This is a genomic window from Ureibacillus sp. FSL K6-8385, from assembly GCF_038593155.1.
Classification (GTDB): domain Bacteria; phylum Bacillota; class Bacilli; order Bacillales_A; family Planococcaceae; genus Ureibacillus; species Ureibacillus terrenus.
Map to the genome: position 1 here is coordinate 791,937 of NZ_CP151968.1, position 16,146 is coordinate 808,082.

Annotated in this window: 15 protein-coding genes; 14 read left to right on the forward strand and 1 reads right to left on the reverse strand. The window is 42.5% G+C overall.

Features of this window, described 5'->3' with window-relative positions:
• Positions 1-77 precede the first annotated feature (77 nt).
• Together lepB and ylqF are read left to right on the forward strand one after the other, a co-directional pair.
• On the forward strand, positions 78-641 hold the full coding sequence (gene lepB, locus NST62_RS03785) for a signal peptidase I (RefSeq protein WP_141601542.1): 564 nt from the start codon (positions 78-80) through the stop codon (positions 639-641).
• 52 nt (positions 642-693) lie between these two features.
• Complete coding sequence (ylqF, locus tag NST62_RS03790) at positions 694-1,572, forward strand: ribosome biogenesis GTPase YlqF (RefSeq protein WP_141601543.1); 879 nt, start codon at positions 694-696, stop codon at positions 1,570-1,572.
• A 55-nt stretch (positions 1,573-1,627) separates the two neighbouring features.
• Here the strand turns inward: ylqF and NST62_RS03795 are convergent, their stop codons facing one another.
• On the reverse strand, positions 1,628-2,119 hold the full coding sequence (locus NST62_RS03795) for a PCYCGC motif-containing (lipo)protein (RefSeq protein WP_141601544.1): 492 nt from the start codon (positions 2,117-2,119) through the stop codon (positions 1,628-1,630).
• 146 nt (positions 2,120-2,265) lie between these two features.
• Between NST62_RS03795 and NST62_RS03800 the strand changes: the two genes are divergently transcribed.
• The 12 genes from NST62_RS03800 (at position 2,266) to codY (ending at position 15,829) form a co-directional block, all read left to right on the forward strand.
• Positions 2,266-3,045 carry a ribonuclease HII gene (locus NST62_RS03800; RefSeq protein ID WP_141601545.1) on the forward strand — a complete coding sequence of 260 codons (780 nt, stop codon included), beginning with the start codon at positions 2,266-2,268 and terminating at the stop codon, positions 3,043-3,045.
• Positions 3,042-4,886, forward strand: coding sequence for a hypothetical protein (locus tag NST62_RS03805; RefSeq protein ID WP_328219609.1), 1,845 nt, complete (start codon positions 3,042-3,044; stop codon positions 4,884-4,886). The genes NST62_RS03800 and NST62_RS03805 overlap by 4 nt, the downstream gene beginning before the upstream one ends.
• Complete coding sequence (locus NST62_RS03810; RefSeq protein ID WP_141601547.1) at positions 4,883-5,155, forward strand: EscU/YscU/HrcU family type III secretion system export apparatus switch protein; 273 nt, start codon at positions 4,883-4,885, stop codon at positions 5,153-5,155. Before NST62_RS03805 ends, NST62_RS03810 begins: the two co-directional genes overlap by 4 nt.
• Before the next feature lie 172 nt (positions 5,156-5,327).
• Complete coding sequence (gene sucC, locus NST62_RS03815) at positions 5,328-6,488, forward strand: ADP-forming succinate--CoA ligase subunit beta (RefSeq protein ID WP_141601548.1); 1,161 nt, start codon at positions 5,328-5,330, stop codon at positions 6,486-6,488.
• A gap of 18 nt (positions 6,489-6,506) precedes the next feature.
• On the forward strand, positions 6,507-7,409 hold the full coding sequence (gene sucD, locus NST62_RS03820) for a succinate--CoA ligase subunit alpha (RefSeq protein ID WP_141601549.1): 903 nt from the start codon (positions 6,507-6,509) through the stop codon (positions 7,407-7,409).
• A 73-nt stretch (positions 7,410-7,482) separates the two neighbouring features.
• Positions 7,483-8,364, forward strand: a complete 882-nt coding sequence (dprA, locus tag NST62_RS03825) for a DNA-processing protein DprA (protein WP_246045814.1) — start codon at positions 7,483-7,485, stop codon at positions 8,362-8,364.
• Between the two features lie 108 nt (positions 8,365-8,472).
• Positions 8,473-10,551: a type I DNA topoisomerase gene (topA, locus tag NST62_RS03830; protein WP_141601551.1), complete on the forward strand. Its 2,079-nt coding sequence runs from the start codon at positions 8,473-8,475 to the stop codon at positions 10,549-10,551.
• Between the two features lie 21 nt (positions 10,552-10,572).
• Positions 10,573-11,886, forward strand: coding sequence for an FADH(2)-oxidizing methylenetetrahydrofolate--tRNA-(uracil(54)-C(5))-methyltransferase TrmFO (gene trmFO, locus NST62_RS03835; protein ID WP_342463154.1), 1,314 nt, complete (start codon positions 10,573-10,575; stop codon positions 11,884-11,886).
• A 263-nt stretch (positions 11,887-12,149) separates the two neighbouring features.
• On the forward strand, positions 12,150-13,034 hold the full coding sequence (gene xerC / locus NST62_RS03840; protein WP_328215258.1) for a tyrosine recombinase XerC: 885 nt from the start codon (positions 12,150-12,152) through the stop codon (positions 13,032-13,034).
• Positions 13,035-13,052: 18 nt separating this feature from the next.
• Positions 13,053-13,595: an ATP-dependent protease subunit HslV gene (gene hslV / locus NST62_RS03845; protein ID WP_342463155.1), complete on the forward strand. Its 543-nt coding sequence runs from the start codon at positions 13,053-13,055 to the stop codon at positions 13,593-13,595.
• Positions 13,595-14,983, forward strand: a complete 1,389-nt coding sequence (hslU, locus tag NST62_RS03850) for an ATP-dependent protease ATPase subunit HslU (RefSeq protein ID WP_141601554.1) — start codon at positions 13,595-13,597, stop codon at positions 14,981-14,983. The genes hslV and hslU overlap by 1 nt, the downstream gene beginning before the upstream one ends.
• 66 nt (positions 14,984-15,049) lie before the next feature.
• The gene (gene codY / locus NST62_RS03855) at positions 15,050-15,829 is read left to right on the forward strand and encodes a GTP-sensing pleiotropic transcriptional regulator CodY (protein ID WP_141601555.1); all 780 of its coding nucleotides are present in this window, start codon (positions 15,050-15,052) and stop codon (positions 15,827-15,829) included.
• Positions 15,830-16,146 lie beyond the last annotated feature (317 nt).

Genomic DNA, 16,146 nt, shown 5'->3' on the forward strand with positions numbered 1-16,146 from the left:
AGCCTCCTTTCTTTTGCTTGTCATACAGTATAAAAATGGAATAAAATGTTGATAGTAGATTTGGAGGGAACGTTTTCGTGGATAAAAAGAAAAAAGAAAAAAACGAGGTTTGGGAATGGACGAAGGCGTTAGTCATTGCCCTTCTTATTGCTGTGGTGGTCCGCTACTTTTTATTTACGCCCATCGTAGTGGACGGAGAGTCCATGATGCCGACATTAAAAGATGGGGACAAGATGATTGTCAATAAAATCGGCTATCGTTTTGGTGAACCGAAGCGTTTTGATATCGTCGTTTTCCATGCTCCTGAAGGGAAAGATTATATTAAGAGAGTCATCGGTTTGCCCGGGGAGCATATTGAATATAAAGATGATCAGCTCTATATCAATGGAGAACCGGTTGATGAACCTTATTTGGATGAATATAAATCACAGCTTACAGAAGGACAATTAACCCAGGATTTCACCCTTCAGGACATTGACCCGAACATGGACGTCATTCCTGAAGGATATGTTTTCGTCATGGGAGATAACCGGCGTTACAGCAAAGACAGCCGGCATATCGGGGTCATCAGCGAAGATGATATCATCGGCAAGACAAGCATCGTCTTTTGGCCGCTAAGCGAAATGAAAATAGTGAAATGAAGAAGGAGTATTTCGACACTCCTTTTCTTTTTGTCAAAAGGAGGAATTCACAATGACCATTCAATGGTTTCCGGGACATATGGCGAAAGCGAAGAGGCAAGTTCAAGAACACTTAAAACTGGTCGATATTGTTTTTGAACTGGTGGATGCCCGGCTCCCGCTTTCTTCGCGAAATCCGATGATTGATGAAGTCATTAACCAAAAACCTCGAATTATCATTTTGAATAAAGCGGATATGGCGGATGACGAAGAAACAAAAAAGTGGGTGGAATATTTTGAAAATCAAGGGTTCAAAGCGGTTGCCATCAACTCGTTCAAAGGAAAAGGGCTGCAACAGATCACAAAAGCCGCCCAAGACATTTTGGCCGATAAATGGGCCCGCATGAAGGCGAAAGGGATGAAACATCGTCCAATCCGCGCGATGATTGTGGGAATACCGAACGTAGGCAAATCGACATTAATCAATCGATTTGCCAAAAAAAATGTTGCAAAGACCGGGAATACGCCTGGTGTGACGAAAGCGCAGCAATGGGTGAAGGTTGGGAAAGAATTGGAACTTTTGGACACCCCGGGGATTTTATGGCCGAAATTTGAGGATCCGGAAGTGGGATTGAAGCTGGCGTTAACAGGAGCCATCAAAGACGCCATCATTCATATGGATGATTTGGCGGTATATGCGTTGAAGTTCCTGTCGGCCCATTACCCGGATCGGATGCATGAACGTTATGGAATTCACGAAATCGATGAAGAGGATATTGTGAAAGCATTCGACCATATCGGTAAATTGCGCAATGTATTGGGGGCCGGAGGGGAAATCGATTATGACCGGGTAGCGGAGCTGATTGTCCGCGATATCCGGAATTTGGAATTAGGAAAACTTACTTTTGACTTCGTGGAAGAAGAACTGGAAAAGGAAACGGTTCAAAGTTGATAAAAAACGCCATCCAAAGGTTTCTGAATAGAAACTTAATGGATGGTGTTTTTTTTTATGCGGGCATTTCTGTTGGTGTCGGTGTTGAATAACCCTCTTTATATTTTTCATCAATATAGTTGCGGATTTCTTTAAGGGATCTTCCTTCTTTTGAAAGTTTGGCGGCTTCGACCGCGATTTCCATGCAAACGTTGCAGCGCGTTCCATGATCATCCCATAGCACTTCTTCATCGCGAATTTCTGCCACGAAGCAATTTAAGCTGCTGCGGTGGCCCGCCGTTTCCCCGCAACCGCAGTAACAAGGAATCCATTCCAATACATCGGCGTATTCGTACGCGATTTTGTAGACTGCCGCAATGTGTTCATCCTTTTCCTGTAAAAAAGAAGGCAATTTTCCGACAGAGGTTGATTCCTGCAAATCTCCGGATAATGGATTGTGCCGCAGATGGTTATCGTGATGAACTTCCGTTTGGCCGGATTCGCTGGATTCCCCGCTGCAAGCCGACAGCAAAAGAGCAAAAACGAACAATATGTATAATTTTTTCATTTCTTTTCCTCCAAAATGCATTTCCCCCCTTATTATAAAATGAATTTATGGTAAAGTACAACAAGAGCGGATTAACTGTAAAACTAATAAGCTATCGAATCATACCGATATAAAATAAAAAAATGTCGTGAGGAGTACCGGTTTTTATGAAAACAATCAAAGAAATAACAGAGGCATTAAAAAGAGCGACGGCCTATGAGCCATGGATGCAGGAACTTGAAAAGGACGGACGGGCCAGTGTTCAAAAGGCTTTGCGGCAGTTTCAAAAACGATTGGAGAAACAGGAAAAATTGTTTGAACAATTCCGCCAAAAACAGGCTTTTGATGCAAGTTTTCTTCCATTTGAAGGTGCATACTTGGCGGGAGTGGATGAAGCGGGGAGAGGCCCTCTTGCCGGACCGGTCGTTACATGCGCGGTCATTTTGCCAAAGGATTGCCCCGAACTTATTGGCATAAACGATTCAAAACAGCTGTCCAAAAAGAAACGCGCCGAATTGGCGGAATTGATCAAGAAGCATGCACTTGCTTACTCCATCCATTTTCAAAGTGCGAAAAAGATCGATGAACTAAATATTTTGGAAGCGACGAGACAATCAATGAAAATATGCATCGAAAACTTAAAAATTCGGCCGGATATATGCCTTGTCGATGCGGTTTCCATTCCAATCGGAATTCCTCAGGAAAGCATTGTAAAAGGGGATGCGAAAAGTCTTGCAATCGGGGCGGCTTCAATCCTTGCAAAACATGAGAGGGATTTATATATGGAAGAATTACATACCCAATATCCGCAATACGGATTCGACCAAAACGCGGGATATGGAACAAAACAACATTTGGAAGCCATTGAACGGTTCGGACCGACCGTTCATCACCGCAAAACCTTTGAACCGATCAAATCCATGCTGGAGAAGAAGGTGATGCTATGACCATCCCTTCTTTCGAGCCGGTTCAATATCAAAAATTGCCTGCCCCAAAAAGCCCCCTGCTATTGAAAAATGGCCAAATATTTTACGGAAAAGTGAATCAGATCTTTCCGAATCAAACAGCGGAAATCCAAATTGGAGGGCATCGGCTATTAGCCAAGCTGGAGATGCCCTTGAAGGCGGGAGATTCTCATTTTTTCCAAGTGACAAGCATCAACCCCCAAATGGAGTTGAAGATCGTTTCCGGACCAATCAGGAAAGAATCAGCGAATATCCAACAATTGATGGAATCTTTGAAATTGCCGAAGTCCCGGGAGATGCAGCAGGTGTTGTCCTATTTTATAAAAAATCAACTTCCGATTTCGAAGGAACAATTGCTGCTTTCGGAAAATTGGTTAAAAAACTTGCCGGACGGGTTTTCCGGCAAAGAGGCATTGCAGGTATTGGGAAAACTTTCGGATTTGAAAATCCCTTTTACGGAAGAAACGTTTAAAGCGCTTCTTTTTGGTTCCAAAACAACTGGCATCGCCCATGCGCTTGAACAATTTGCCCAATTGGTGCAAAACAATGGCCAAGTATCACCTCAAGTAAAAAGTAATTTATTAAATGTCCTTCAATCTATAGCTCAACCATTTGAAGCGGAAACAGCGGGCCTGTTGGTCGCCCGCTCTGTACATACCCTTCTGGAAAGGCCGGAGCAAGGGGCGAAACAACAAGAAGCGCTGAATTTGTTAAAAGAGGCGAATATATTGCCGAAAGAGGCGACATTAAGAAATTGGCTGAATCATCTTCGATTATCTTCCGGAAATGGAACGGCAGGAAGCTTTTTGCAACTCATTAAACAGGACCAAGCTGCCGGGGAGAATGTCCGTCAATTTTTCCAATGGATAGAAAATGAGCCGTCTTTATCGGAACAACAAAAAAGCGAAATCCTTCAATTCATGAAATCTTACGATGACACAACCAAAATTGAAGGATTGGTACAGCGGCTTCATGTTTTCCTGTTAAAAGCCTATTCGGAACAAACAATCAACCGGCCATTCGTCCATGAAAACGCCATATCGCCGAAAGAACATTTATTGTCACTATTAAAATCGGAACTTTCCTACCAGCCCGAAACAGAACTAAGGAATATCGCGAAGATTTTGGTGAGTTCTAAGAATCAAGCGATCAATATGATGATGGCGGAATCGGAAGCGATGCTTCTCGATAAATTGAACGGCCAAGGATTCCAAAAAGCGATTTGGCACGTTCTAAAAAGCCTGGGATTAAGCTATGAAGCCGCATTGAACAGAAACACTGCTGCGCCAGACCTGATACAGCCGTTGAAACCCCTGTTAGTGGCTTTGGTACAGGACAATTCCGCCCCGATGGAATTAAAGACGGGGGCAGAGGCGCTGCTGGCCAGGCTGAATGGCATGCAGCTGCTGTCGGGGGAGATGGACCATCAGCACCAAATCATTATGCAAATTCCAATGCAATTTTTAGGAAAACAAGTGGAAGCGACGGTTCAATGGAACGGCAGAATGAAAAAAGACGGAAAAATCGATTCCGACTATGCTCGGATTTTGTTTTATTTGAATATGGAAGCATTAAATGAAACCGTCATTGACATGCAAGTTCAAAACCGAATCGTGACGATTTATGTGTACAATGACAAGGATGGATTGGAAGTGCTTAGCGAGCCGTTGAAAAAATCGTTAAAGGCGGCGCTGGAAGAGAAGAATTATCATTTGTCCGGCCTCATGTTCAAACCATTTGAAAAAAATGAAAGCGGTCCATTCATAAAGGAAAAAAGCCATGATCACAAGACTCTGAAAAGGGGAGTGGACATCCGCATATGACAGAGAAAAGAATGGAAGCCGTCGCCCTTTCATACCATCCGGAAGATGCCAGTCCGAAAGTCATTGCAAAAGGAAAAGGGAAAATCGCGGAAAATATCCTCCAAGTAGCCGAAAAGCATCATATCCCTGTCTATGAAGATCCCAATCTGTTGGAATTGCTGGGACAACTGGATTTGAACGAATCCATCCCTCCGGATTTATATGAAGCCGTGGCGGAGGTGTTTGCTTTTATTTATCGTTTGGACCGCCGCATTCAATCCAAGCGTTAGGAGAATATAATCAAAATTTTAATAGTATAAAAGACTGTATGTAACGAAGTAGAATAAATTGTCGAAATCGACTAAAAAATCGCAAAAAATGCGAACATAGACAATGGGTATGTGTTTGATTAAAATAGTAATCGTAAGAATTTTCCCAAATTGGTGAATTGGAGGATGGCAAATGAATATCCATGAATATCAGGGTAAGGAAATACTGAGAAATTATGGAGTGGCAGTTCCAAAAGGAAAAGTGGCATTTTCGCCTGATGAAGCGGTGAAAGTGGCAAAGGAACTCGGTTCGACCATTACGGTAGTAAAAGCGCAAATCCATGCCGGGGGACGTGGAAAAGCCGGCGGTGTAAAAGTTGCAAAAAACTTGGATGAAGTGCGCGCTTATGCAAAAGAGCTGCTGGGGAAAGTATTGGTAACGAAGCAAACAGGCCCTCAAGGAAAAGAGGTAAAGCGGCTATATATTGAAGAAGGATGCGAAATCAAAAAAGAGTATTATTTAAGTTTCATATTGGACCGTTCCACTTCCCGGATCACGGTGATGGGTTCTCCTGAAGGCGGAATGGATATCGAAGAGGTGGCCGAAAAATCGCCGGAAAAAATATTCAGGGAAGTGATTGATCCATTAACTGGCCTGATGCCTTTTCAAGCGAGAAGATTGGCGTTGAATATGGAAATCCCTACAAATTTAGTAAATCAGGCAGCTAAACTAATGATTGGTCTATATACGGCTTTTGTCGAAAAAGACGCTTCTATCCTTGAAATCAATCCCCTTGTATTGACAGAAGACGACAGAATCATGGCGCTGGACGCGAAATTCAATTTTGATGCAAACGCCCTTTATCGCCACCCGGATATTGTCGAACTGCGCGATTTCGATGAAGAAGATCCAAAGGAAATTCAAGCATCCAAATACGATTTGAACTACGTTTCCCTCGACGGAAATATTGGATGCCTTGTAAATGGCGCGGGTCTTGCAATGGCGACAATGGATACAATCAGCTATTACGGCGGCTCTCCAGCCAATTTCTTGGATGTGGGCGGCGGAGCCAATACGGAGAAGGTCACAGAGGCATTTAAAATCATCCTTTCCGATCCAAATGTAAAAGGCATTTTCGTCAACATTTTCGGCGGCATTATGAAATGCGATGTCATTGCCGAAGGGGTTGTTGCGGCAGCGAAGGAAGTCGGACTCAACGTTCCGCTGGTTGTCCGGTTGGAAGGGACGAACGCCAAGCGGGGAAAACAGATTTTAAATGAATCCGGTTTGAATATTATAGGTACCACTTCAATGGCTGAAGGCGCACAAAAAATCATAGAACTAGTAAAGTAAGAAAGGCTGGGGAGTAGAATGGCGATTTACGTAAATAAAGATACGAAAGTCATTGTTCAAGGCATAACTGGGGATACAGCGATATTCCATACGAAACAAATGCTGGAGTATGGTACGAAAATCGTTGCAGGTGTAACACCTGGCAAAGGGGGACAGGTTGTGGAAGGAGTCCCTGTCTTCAATACGGTAAAAGAGGCAAAAGAAGCGACAGGTGCCAATGCTTCCGTTATTTTCGTCCCTGCTCCGTTTGCCGCTGATGCCATTATGGAAGCGGTGGAAGCGGAATTGGAATTTACATGTTGTATCACTGAACATATTCCGGTGCTCGATATGGTAAAAGTCAAACGTTACATGGAAGGAAAGAAAACGCGGCTGTTGGGGCCAAACTGTCCCGGAATTGTGACGGCGGAAGAATGCAAAATCGGAATCATGCCAGGATATATTTTGAGAAAAGGTCATGTGGGAGTCGTTTCCCGCTCCGGTACATTGACATATGAAGCCGTGCTCCAGTTGACACAAGCGGGAATCGGACAAACAACGGCCGTAGGAATTGGCGGAGACCCGGTAAACGGGACAAATTTTGTGGATGTGCTGAAAGAATTCAATGAAGATCCGGAAACATATGCCATTGTCATGATTGGGGAAATCGGAGGTACAGCCGAAGAAGAAGCGGCCGCATGGATTAAAGAGAATATGACAAAGCCGGTTGTCGGATTTATCGCCGGCCAAACGGCACCTCCAGGAAAGCGGATGGGACATGCCGGTGCGATCATTTCAGGAGGCAAAGGAACAGCGAAAGAAAAAATCAAGGCGATGAATGATGCGGGAATAGAAGTTGCCCCTACCCCTTCCGTTATTGGAGAAACGTTAATTAAAGTATTAAAAGAAAAAGGTCTATACGAAAAATGTAAAACCTTGTAATATAAAAAGTGTAGCGCCGTTGTGCGTTACACTTTTTCATTTCAGCCGAATGAGAAGAAAAAGGAGTGGTTCAGTGGGCTCATTTTCATTAAACGAGCTGCTAGCCCTCCACTATGTTTATCCCCTTCCATTAAATAAGTTCAACAAATTATTAAAGGAAATTCCCTCCCTTCGCGACCTTCACGTTCTATCGCCTGCAAAATTGGAAACCATTCTACAAATTTCTGCAGAAAACGCCGAAAAAATCATAACCAATTATAAAAGGTTATTAAAGAATAATTTATGCGCCGCATATAATCAAGAAGGAATACACGTCATCCCATTCACGGATTCCAATTATCCCCGCTCTTTATTTTCACTGGTTGATCCCCCGACGGTTTTGTATGCGAAAGGGGATGTGTCTTTACTAAAGAAACGGAAAATTGCCATTATCGGTTCAAGAATGGCGACCGGCTATACATGGAAGGCGCTGGAGGCGATCGTTCCGCCATTGATTGAAAACGATTTTCTGATTGTCAGCGGATTGGCAAAAGGTGCCGATGCAATGGCCCATCATGCCGCCATCCGATATGGCGGAAAAACGATCGGCATATTGGGAAACGGTTTTTTTCATATTTATCCGAAAGAGAACGAATTATTGGCGAGAGAAATGGAAAAAAATCATTTATTGATAACGGAATTTCCTCCATATGCAGGTCCAAGAAAGTGGCATTTCCCTTTGAGAAATCGTATTATTAGTGGTATTAGCGAGGCGATCGTCGTGACGGAAGCCGCCAGAAAAAGCGGCACATTAATCACTACCGATCATGCTTTGGAACATGGGAAGGAAATTTTCGTCGTTCCTGGGCCCATCGATTCAAAACTTTCCGAAGGCACGAATCAGCTTTTGAAGGAAGGAGCCATTCCGGTTTGGAGCGGGCACCAGATTTTAGATGAATTAAATTTGTTTTTTTAGGTAATATATTGAAAAAAAGTTGCAATATTATTCAATCTGTTATACATTTTGCAACAGGAATTTCTTTAATTATTTTATCAAAGGTGCCTCTAGTGAGGAGGAAGTTAGATGGCAGATTATTTAGTGATAGTGGAATCACCTGCAAAAGCGAAAACAATTGAAAGATATTTGGGGAAAAAATATAAAGTGAAAGCATCGATTGGACATGTAATCGATCTTCCGAAGAGCCAAATGGGCATCGATACGGAAAATAATTATAAACCGAAATATATCACGATTCGTGGAAAAGGTCCCATTCTTCAAGAATTGAAATCTGCAGCCAAAAAGGCGAAAAAAGTGTTTCTTGCAGCCGACCCTGACCGCGAAGGGGAAGCGATTGCATATCATTTGGCGAAAGCGTTAAATATTGATACCGAAAGCGAATGCCGGGTCGTATTTAACGAGATTACAAAAGATGCAGTTTTAGAGTCTTTCAAACATCCTCGGCCAATCAATATGCATCTTGTGGATGCACAACAGGCCCGCAGAATTTTGGACCGCCTTGTCGGTTATAATATAAGCCCCATTTTATGGAGAAAAGTGAAAAAAGGGCTGTCCGCTGGAAGGGTGCAATCCGTTGCATTGCGCCTCATTATTGACCGGGAAAATGAAATCAAAAATTTCGTTCCGGAAGAATATTGGACGATTGAAGGAAAGTTTGAGAAGGACAAAAAACAATTCGAAGCTTTTTATTTTGGTGACGGAAAAGAAAAGAAAAAACTTTCGAATCAGCAGCAGGTGGAAGAAATCCTGCGAAAAATCAAAGGTTCCGAATTTGAAGTGGTGAATGTAACAAAAAAGGAGAGGAAAAGAAATCCGGCTCCGGCCTTTACGACTTCCTCCCTTCAACAAGAAGCTGCGAGAAAATTGAATTTCCGTGCGAAAAAAACGATGATGATTGCGCAGCAGCTTTATGAAGGAATCGATATCGGAAAAGATGAAGGAACAGTCGGTCTAATTACGTATATGCGTACAGATTCAACACGGGTTTCCGACACTGCAAAAGCTGAAGCTATGCAATATATTTACGATAAATATGGTAAAGAATATGTCGCCGGAGAAATTCAAAAGGTGAAAAAACAATCACCGGCAGCCCAGGATGCTCACGAAGCGATTCGTCCTACGAGCGTCATGAGAACACCGGACCAGTTGAAAGATGTTTTGACACGTGACCAATTGAGACTATACCGCCTGATTTGGGATCGGTTTGTGGCCAGCCAAATGGCCCCTGCAATATTGGATACCGTGACGGTGGAATTAAAAAATTCCGATTGCGTTTTCCGGGCGAACGGTTCTCAAGTAAAATTCTCCGGATTCATGAAAGTGTATATTGAGGGCACGGACGATCAGACGGAGGAAATGACAAAATTGCTTCCGGAACTGGAAGTAGGAGACAAAATTAAATCCATCGAAATTAATCCGAAGCAGCATTTTACGCAACCGCCTCCTCGCTATACAGAAGCAAGACTTGTAAAAGAATTGGAGGAACTTGGAATCGGTCGTCCGTCCACTTATGCCCCGACAATTGATATCATTCAAAGACGAGGCTATGTACAACTTGAAAACAAACGGTTCATTCCGACAGAGCTTGGCGAAATCGTTCATTCATTGATGGTTGAATTTTTCCCGGAAATTATCGATATAGAATTTACCGCCAAAATGGAAGCGGATTTGGATAAGATCGAAGAAGGAAAAGTCGATTGGATTCAAATTATAGATACTTTCTATAAAGAATTTGAAAAACATGTGAAGCATGCCGATGAAGCGATTGAAAAAATTGAAATCAAAGATGAACCCGCAGGTGAAAATTGTGAGCTTTGCGGAGCCCCAATGGTTTATAAATTGGGTAAATATGGCAAATTTATGGCGTGTTCCAATTTTCCTGAATGCCGGAATACTAAAACGATTACAAAACCAATCGGCGTAAAATGTCCAAAATGTAAAACCGGGGAAATAGTGGAACGGAAAAGTAAAACGAAACGGGTTTTTTACGGTTGTGAAAAATACCCTGAATGTGACTTTATGTCTTGGGATAAGCCAATCAGTAGACCTTGTCCGAAATGTAATTCATTATTAGTAGAGAAGAAAGTAAAAAAAGGCGTTCAAGTTCAATGTATAAATTGCGATTATGTAGAGTCAACACAATGAAGTAAGGATGATGGTTATCATATGACAGAACAAATAGTAAATGTAATCGGAGCTGGACTTGCAGGAAGCGAAGCGGCTTGGCAAATCGCCAGCCGCGGAGTCAGAGTGAAATTGTATGAGATGCGTCCTGTGAAACAAACACCGGCCCATCATACGGATAAATTTGCTGAGCTGGTTTGTTCCAACTCTTTGCGTGCTAATACCCTTACCAATGCCGTAGGGATATTGAAAGAAGAAATGCGAATAATGAATTCGCTTATCATGGAGGCTGCTGATCGTGCAAGCGTCCCTGCAGGGGGCGCATTGGCCGTTGACCGCCATGAATTTTCGGGATATATCACGGAACAACTGAAGAATCATCCATTCATTGAAGTGATCAATGAGGAAGTGACGGAAATTCCTGAAGGGATTACGGTCATCGCGACAGGCCCTCTGACATCTGAATCTTTGGCCAAAAAGATTCAAGAATTGACAGGAGAAGAATACCTTTACTTTTATGATGCGGCAGCTCCAATCGTGGAAAAAGAAAGCATCAACATGGATAAGGTGTATGTAAAATCCCGCTATGACAAGGGAGAAGCCGCATATATCAACTGCCCGATGACGAAAGAAGAATTCGAACGGTTTTATGAAGCGCTGATCAATGCCGAAGTGGTTGAACTGAAAGAGTTTGAAAAGGAAATTTATTTTGAGGGCTGCATGCCCATTGAAGTAATGGCAAAGCGCGGACCGAAAACCCTATTGTTCGGCCCTTTAAAACCGGTGGGACTGGAAGACCCAAGAACCGGAGAGCGGCCATACGCCGTTGTTCAGCTGCGGCAGGACGATGCAGCCGGAACGCTTTATAATATGGTAGGATTTCAAACCCATTTAAAATGGGGAGCCCAAAAAGAAGTTTTCCGCCTCATCCCCGGTTTGGAAAATGTAGAAATCGTCCGATACGGGGTGATGCATCGGAACACGTTCATCAACTCGCCAAAATTGTTAAAGAAAACTTACCAGTTGAAATTCCGTCCGAATTTGTTTTTTGCGGGACAAATGACAGGCGTGGAAGGATATGTGGAGTCAGCGGGCAGCGGGTTTATAGCCGGAGTCAATGCGGCGCGGCTGGCGCAAGGAAAGGAACCGGTTGAATTTCCTGTGGAAACGGCTTTAGGAAGCATGGCCCGTTATATTACGGAGGCCGACCCAAACAACTTCCAGCCGATGAACGTTAACTTTGGATTATTCCCGGAACTTGGGGAACGCATCAAATCGAAGCAGGAACGGGCTTTGAAATACGCTGAACGCGCTATTGCAACAATTCGAAATTTTATGAATAATCAAACGATATAATTGATTTTAGCCTCTAAATGTTGCTATAATTTTAGAGGCTATTATTATGCCTGAAAACAAAAAAATGATGATTTTTTAACAAATTGTGAAGTTAAACTTATTTTTAACAATAATTTCTCATTTTTTACTTGATATAATTTGAAGTTCGGTATACAGTCGTGAATGGATGTTTTCACTGCATATACCAGACATGGAATGACGAGAGGTGTGCCTTAAATATTAAGGTGCTTCGGATAGAGGTGATCTGGTTGGACGTTCAACCAATGCAAGCGCTCGATGAATTTCTTCGGGTGATTCAAATAGAAAAAAATTTTTCCGTCCATACGGTAAAAGAATATGAACGGGATATTACCCAGTTCATCACCTTTTTGCATTCTGAAGGCGTCAATGATTTAAATGAAGCGGAATATTTGCATGCGCGGCTGTTTGTAACGAGACTGTATGAAGAAAAGCTGTCCCGCGCAACCATTTCAAGAAAAATTTCTGCAATCCGCACCTTTTTCCGTTTTCTCAACCGGGATTATGGAATCGATGTGTCACCTTTTTTATCTTTGTACCATCCAAAAAAAGAAAAATTATTGCCGGATTTTTTTTATGAAGATGAGCTGGAACAACTTTTTGCAGCGAATAAAGGAAATGATTTTAAATCTATCCGCAATATGGCCCTTTTGGAATTGTTATATGCGACAGGGATCCGTGTCAGCGAATGCGTCTCCATTGAACTGGATGATATCGATTTTCATTATTCCATTTTGCGGGTAATGGGAAAAGGGAGAAAGGAAAGAATCGTCCCATTCGGGCAATACGCCCATGAGGCATTGTTGAGATATATCAATGAAGCCAGACCGTTCATCATGAAAGATAAAAAACATAACCGCTTATTCGTGAATATGCGTGGAGGCGAACTGACTGCCCGCGGTGTCCGTCATATATTAAATGAAATGATTAAAAATGCAAGTTTGCATACAAAGATTTATCCTCATATGCTTCGGCATACTTTTGCCACCCATTTGTTGAACAATGGGGCAGATTTAAGAACAGTTCAGGAATTGCTCGGACATGCGAACTTATCCTCCACACAAATATATACACATGTTACAAAGGAACACCTTCGAAGTACTTATATGAAGGCGCATCCGAGAGCATAATGGTAAGGAGGGATTAAAATGGGAATGCATGCTACGACAATATTTGCCATCCACCATAACGGCAGATGTGCGATGGCAGGAGACGGGCAAGTAACATTGGGGAATTCCGTCGTAATGAAACACACTGCAAGAAAAGTTAGAAGACTGTTTAACGGCAAGGTGCTGGCCGGATTTGCCGGTTCGGTCGCCGATGCCTTTACGCTGTTTGAAATGTTTGAGGCGAAATTGAATGAATTTAGCGGCAATTTGCCACGGGCGGCGGTGGAAGTGGCGAAACAATGGCGTGGAGACAAGATTCTCCGCCAATTGGAAGCGATGCTGCTTGTCATGGACAAAAATACATTGCTATTGATTTCAGGTACCGGTGAAGTGATCGAACCTGACGATGGAATTCTTGCAATCGGCTCCGGCGGAAACTATGCCCTTGCAGCAGGAAGAGCTTTAAAACAACATGCCGGTGACCATATGACCGCGGAACAAATTGCAAAAGCGGCTTTATCGATCGCGGCAGAGATTTGCGTATTTACAAATCATCATATTATTGTGGAGGCGCTGGACTGATGACGACACTTACGCCAAGACAAATTGTGGAACAGTTAAATAGGTATATAGTGGGCCAGGATGCTGCAAAAAGGGCAGTAGCAATTGCATTAAGAAATAGATATAGAAGATCTCTCCTTAGCGATGAGCTGAAAAATGAAGTCATTCCGAAAAACATTTTAATGATTGGTCCAACTGGCGTTGGGAAAACGGAGATTGCACGCAGAATTGCAAAGTTGACGAACGCCCCTTTTGTGAAAGTGGAAGCGACGAAGTTTACGGAAGTCGGCTATGTCGGCAGGGATGTGGAATCGATGGTCCGCGATCTCGTAGAGGCTTCCAGAAGGCTCGTGAAGGAAGAAATGATGGAAAAAGTGAAGGAGCAGGCAGAACAGCAGGCGAACGAAGCATTGGTGAAATTGCTTGTACCTTCGAAAACAAAAACAAAAATGGCGCAAAATCCGTTTGAATTCCTTTTTGGCGGCCAAAAACACGAACCTTCTTCAGATTCTCAGGAAGAAGCCGAAATCCGCCAAAAACGGGCAAAAGTAAAAGAAGATTTATTGGCCGGCAAGCTTGAAGACGAGTGGGTTACGGTTGAAGTGACAGAACAAAATACAGCCTTTTTGGATATGATGATTCCAGGAATGCCGGAACTTGGTTCAAGCGGAATGCAAGATATGCTGTCAAGCCTTGTTCCAAAGAAAACGAAAAAACGCCGAATGAAAGTGAAAGACGCCCGCCGCGTTTTAACGGTGGAAGAGGCGAATAAATTGATCGATTCCGAAGAATTGGCGCAAGAGGCCATCCGTCGCGCCGAACAATCCGGCATCATTTTCATCGATGAAATCGACAAGATTGCCAGCAGAGGCCAACATTCTTCCGCGGACGTTTCCCGGGAGGGCGTTCAAAGGGATATTTTGCCGATTGTCGAAGGTTCTACCGTACCGACAAAATATGGTCCGGTCAAAACGGACTATATGCTCTTTATTGCAGCCGGTGCATTCCATATGTCCAAACCGAGCGACCTTATTCCGGAATTGCAAGGACGCTTTCCAATCCGCGTTGAATTGGATAAATTGACGAAGGATGATTTTGTCCGCATCTTAAAAGAGCCGGACCAATCGCTTATTTTGCAATATAAAGCTTTGCTTGAAACAGAAGGGGTCTTAATCGATTTTACGGATGATGCAATCGAGCGGATAGCGGAGATTGCAACGGAAGTAAATCAACAGACAGACAATATTGGAGCAAGAAGATTGCATACCATCATGGAACGTTTGCTTGAAGAATTATCCTTCGAAGCTCCGGAAATTGCTCCAACCCATATTCAAATTACCCGTGCATATGTCGATCAAAAACTTGGAGAAATTTCTAAAAACAAAGATTTGTCCCAATTTATTCTATGACTTTGAAATAAAAAGAGCATTTTCTAGAATACGAAAAGAATTAAAAAACCCTGGGAGGATATTGTTATGGATTTATTAACAAAAACTCGAAAAATCAATGCATTATTGCAAAAATCAGCCGGAAAACCGGTAAATTTCAAAGAGATGGCGGATACATTAGGAGAAATCATCGACAGCAACGTATTCATCGTTAGCCGTAAAGGAAAGCTTTTGGGCATTTCCATACATCAAAAAATCGAAAATGAACGCATGAAAAAAATGTTGGAAGAACGCAGATTCCCTGAAGATTACACAAAAAGTCTTCTTGAAATTACCGAAACATCTCCAAATATTGACATCAACAGTGAATATACAATTTTCCCAGTGGAAAACCGAGATATCTTTAAAAACGGCTTGACGACAATCGTGCCGATTATCGGAGGCGGCGAGCGCTTGGGAACATTGATTTTGGGCCGTTTGCATGAAAAATTCGGCGATGATGATTTGATCTTGGCGGAATATGGTGCGACAGTTGTCGGAATGGAAATCTTGCGCGAAAAAGCGGAAGAGATTGAAGAAGAAGCCCGCAGCAAAGCGGTGGTGCAAATGGCCATCAATTCATTGTCATATAGTGAATTGGAAGCGATTGAGCACATTTTTGAAGAGCTTGACGGAAATGAAGGGTTGCTTGTTGCTTCTAAAATCGCAGATCGTGTCGGCATTACTCGTTCCGTGATCGTAAACGCCCTTCGAAAACTTGAATCCGCCGGCGTGATTGAATCGAGATCCCTCGGCATGAAAGGGACATATATCAAAGTATTGAATGACAAATTCCTGTCTGCATTGGCTGAAATTAAGATGAAGTAATATTCTATTCTTTGGTTAAAACAGATTCAGAAGGTTTCATCTTTTGATGAAACCTTTTTTAATATAATTTATCGATATGAAAAATTAGTGAATTTTTTCTAGAACTTTTTTATCACTATTGGTATGGGAAAATTTATCATTTACGAAGCATTAGGCCAATTTTTATTTTGAAATAAAACTTTGGTTGTTGAAATTGTGTCTTTTTTTTAAACAAGGGACAAAAAAATTGATTCGGATAGCCTATGAAAAAGTACCAAAAGACGATAGACACTTGGAATTATCTTCTTTACAATTGATACTAGTATTGAGTAAGTATT

Bases quoted from the DNA above. Each gene is read 5' to 3' on its own strand.
- ylqF (WP_141601543.1), top strand. From the start codon at position 694: ATGACCATTCAATGGTTTCCGGGACATATGGCGAAAGCGAAGAGGCAA.
- NST62_RS03795 (WP_141601544.1), bottom strand. From the start codon at position 2,119: ATGAAAAAATTATACATATTGTTCGTTTTTGCTCTTTTGCTGTCGGCT.
- NST62_RS03800 (WP_141601545.1), top strand. From the start codon at position 2,266: ATGAAAACAATCAAAGAAATAACAGAGGCATTAAAAAGAGCGACGGCC.
- NST62_RS03805 (WP_328219609.1), top strand. From the start codon at position 3,042: ATGACCATCCCTTCTTTCGAGCCGGTTCAATATCAAAAATTGCCTGCC.
- NST62_RS03810 (WP_141601547.1), top strand. From the start codon at position 4,883: ATGACAGAGAAAAGAATGGAAGCCGTCGCCCTTTCATACCATCCGGAA.
- sucC (WP_141601548.1), top strand. From the start codon at position 5,328: ATGAATATCCATGAATATCAGGGTAAGGAAATACTGAGAAATTATGGA.
- sucD (WP_141601549.1), top strand. From the start codon at position 6,507: ATGGCGATTTACGTAAATAAAGATACGAAAGTCATTGTTCAAGGCATA.
- topA (WP_141601551.1), top strand. From the start codon at position 8,473: ATGGCAGATTATTTAGTGATAGTGGAATCACCTGCAAAAGCGAAAACA.
- trmFO (WP_342463154.1), top strand. From the start codon at position 10,573: ATGACAGAACAAATAGTAAATGTAATCGGAGCTGGACTTGCAGGAAGC.
- xerC (WP_328215258.1), top strand. From the start codon at position 12,150: ATGCAAGCGCTCGATGAATTTCTTCGGGTGATTCAAATAGAAAAAAAT.
- hslV (WP_342463155.1), top strand. From the start codon at position 13,053: ATGGGAATGCATGCTACGACAATATTTGCCATCCACCATAACGGCAGA.
- hslU (WP_141601554.1), top strand. From the start codon at position 13,595: ATGACGACACTTACGCCAAGACAAATTGTGGAACAGTTAAATAGGTAT.
- codY (WP_141601555.1), top strand. From the start codon at position 15,050: ATGGATTTATTAACAAAAACTCGAAAAATCAATGCATTATTGCAAAAA.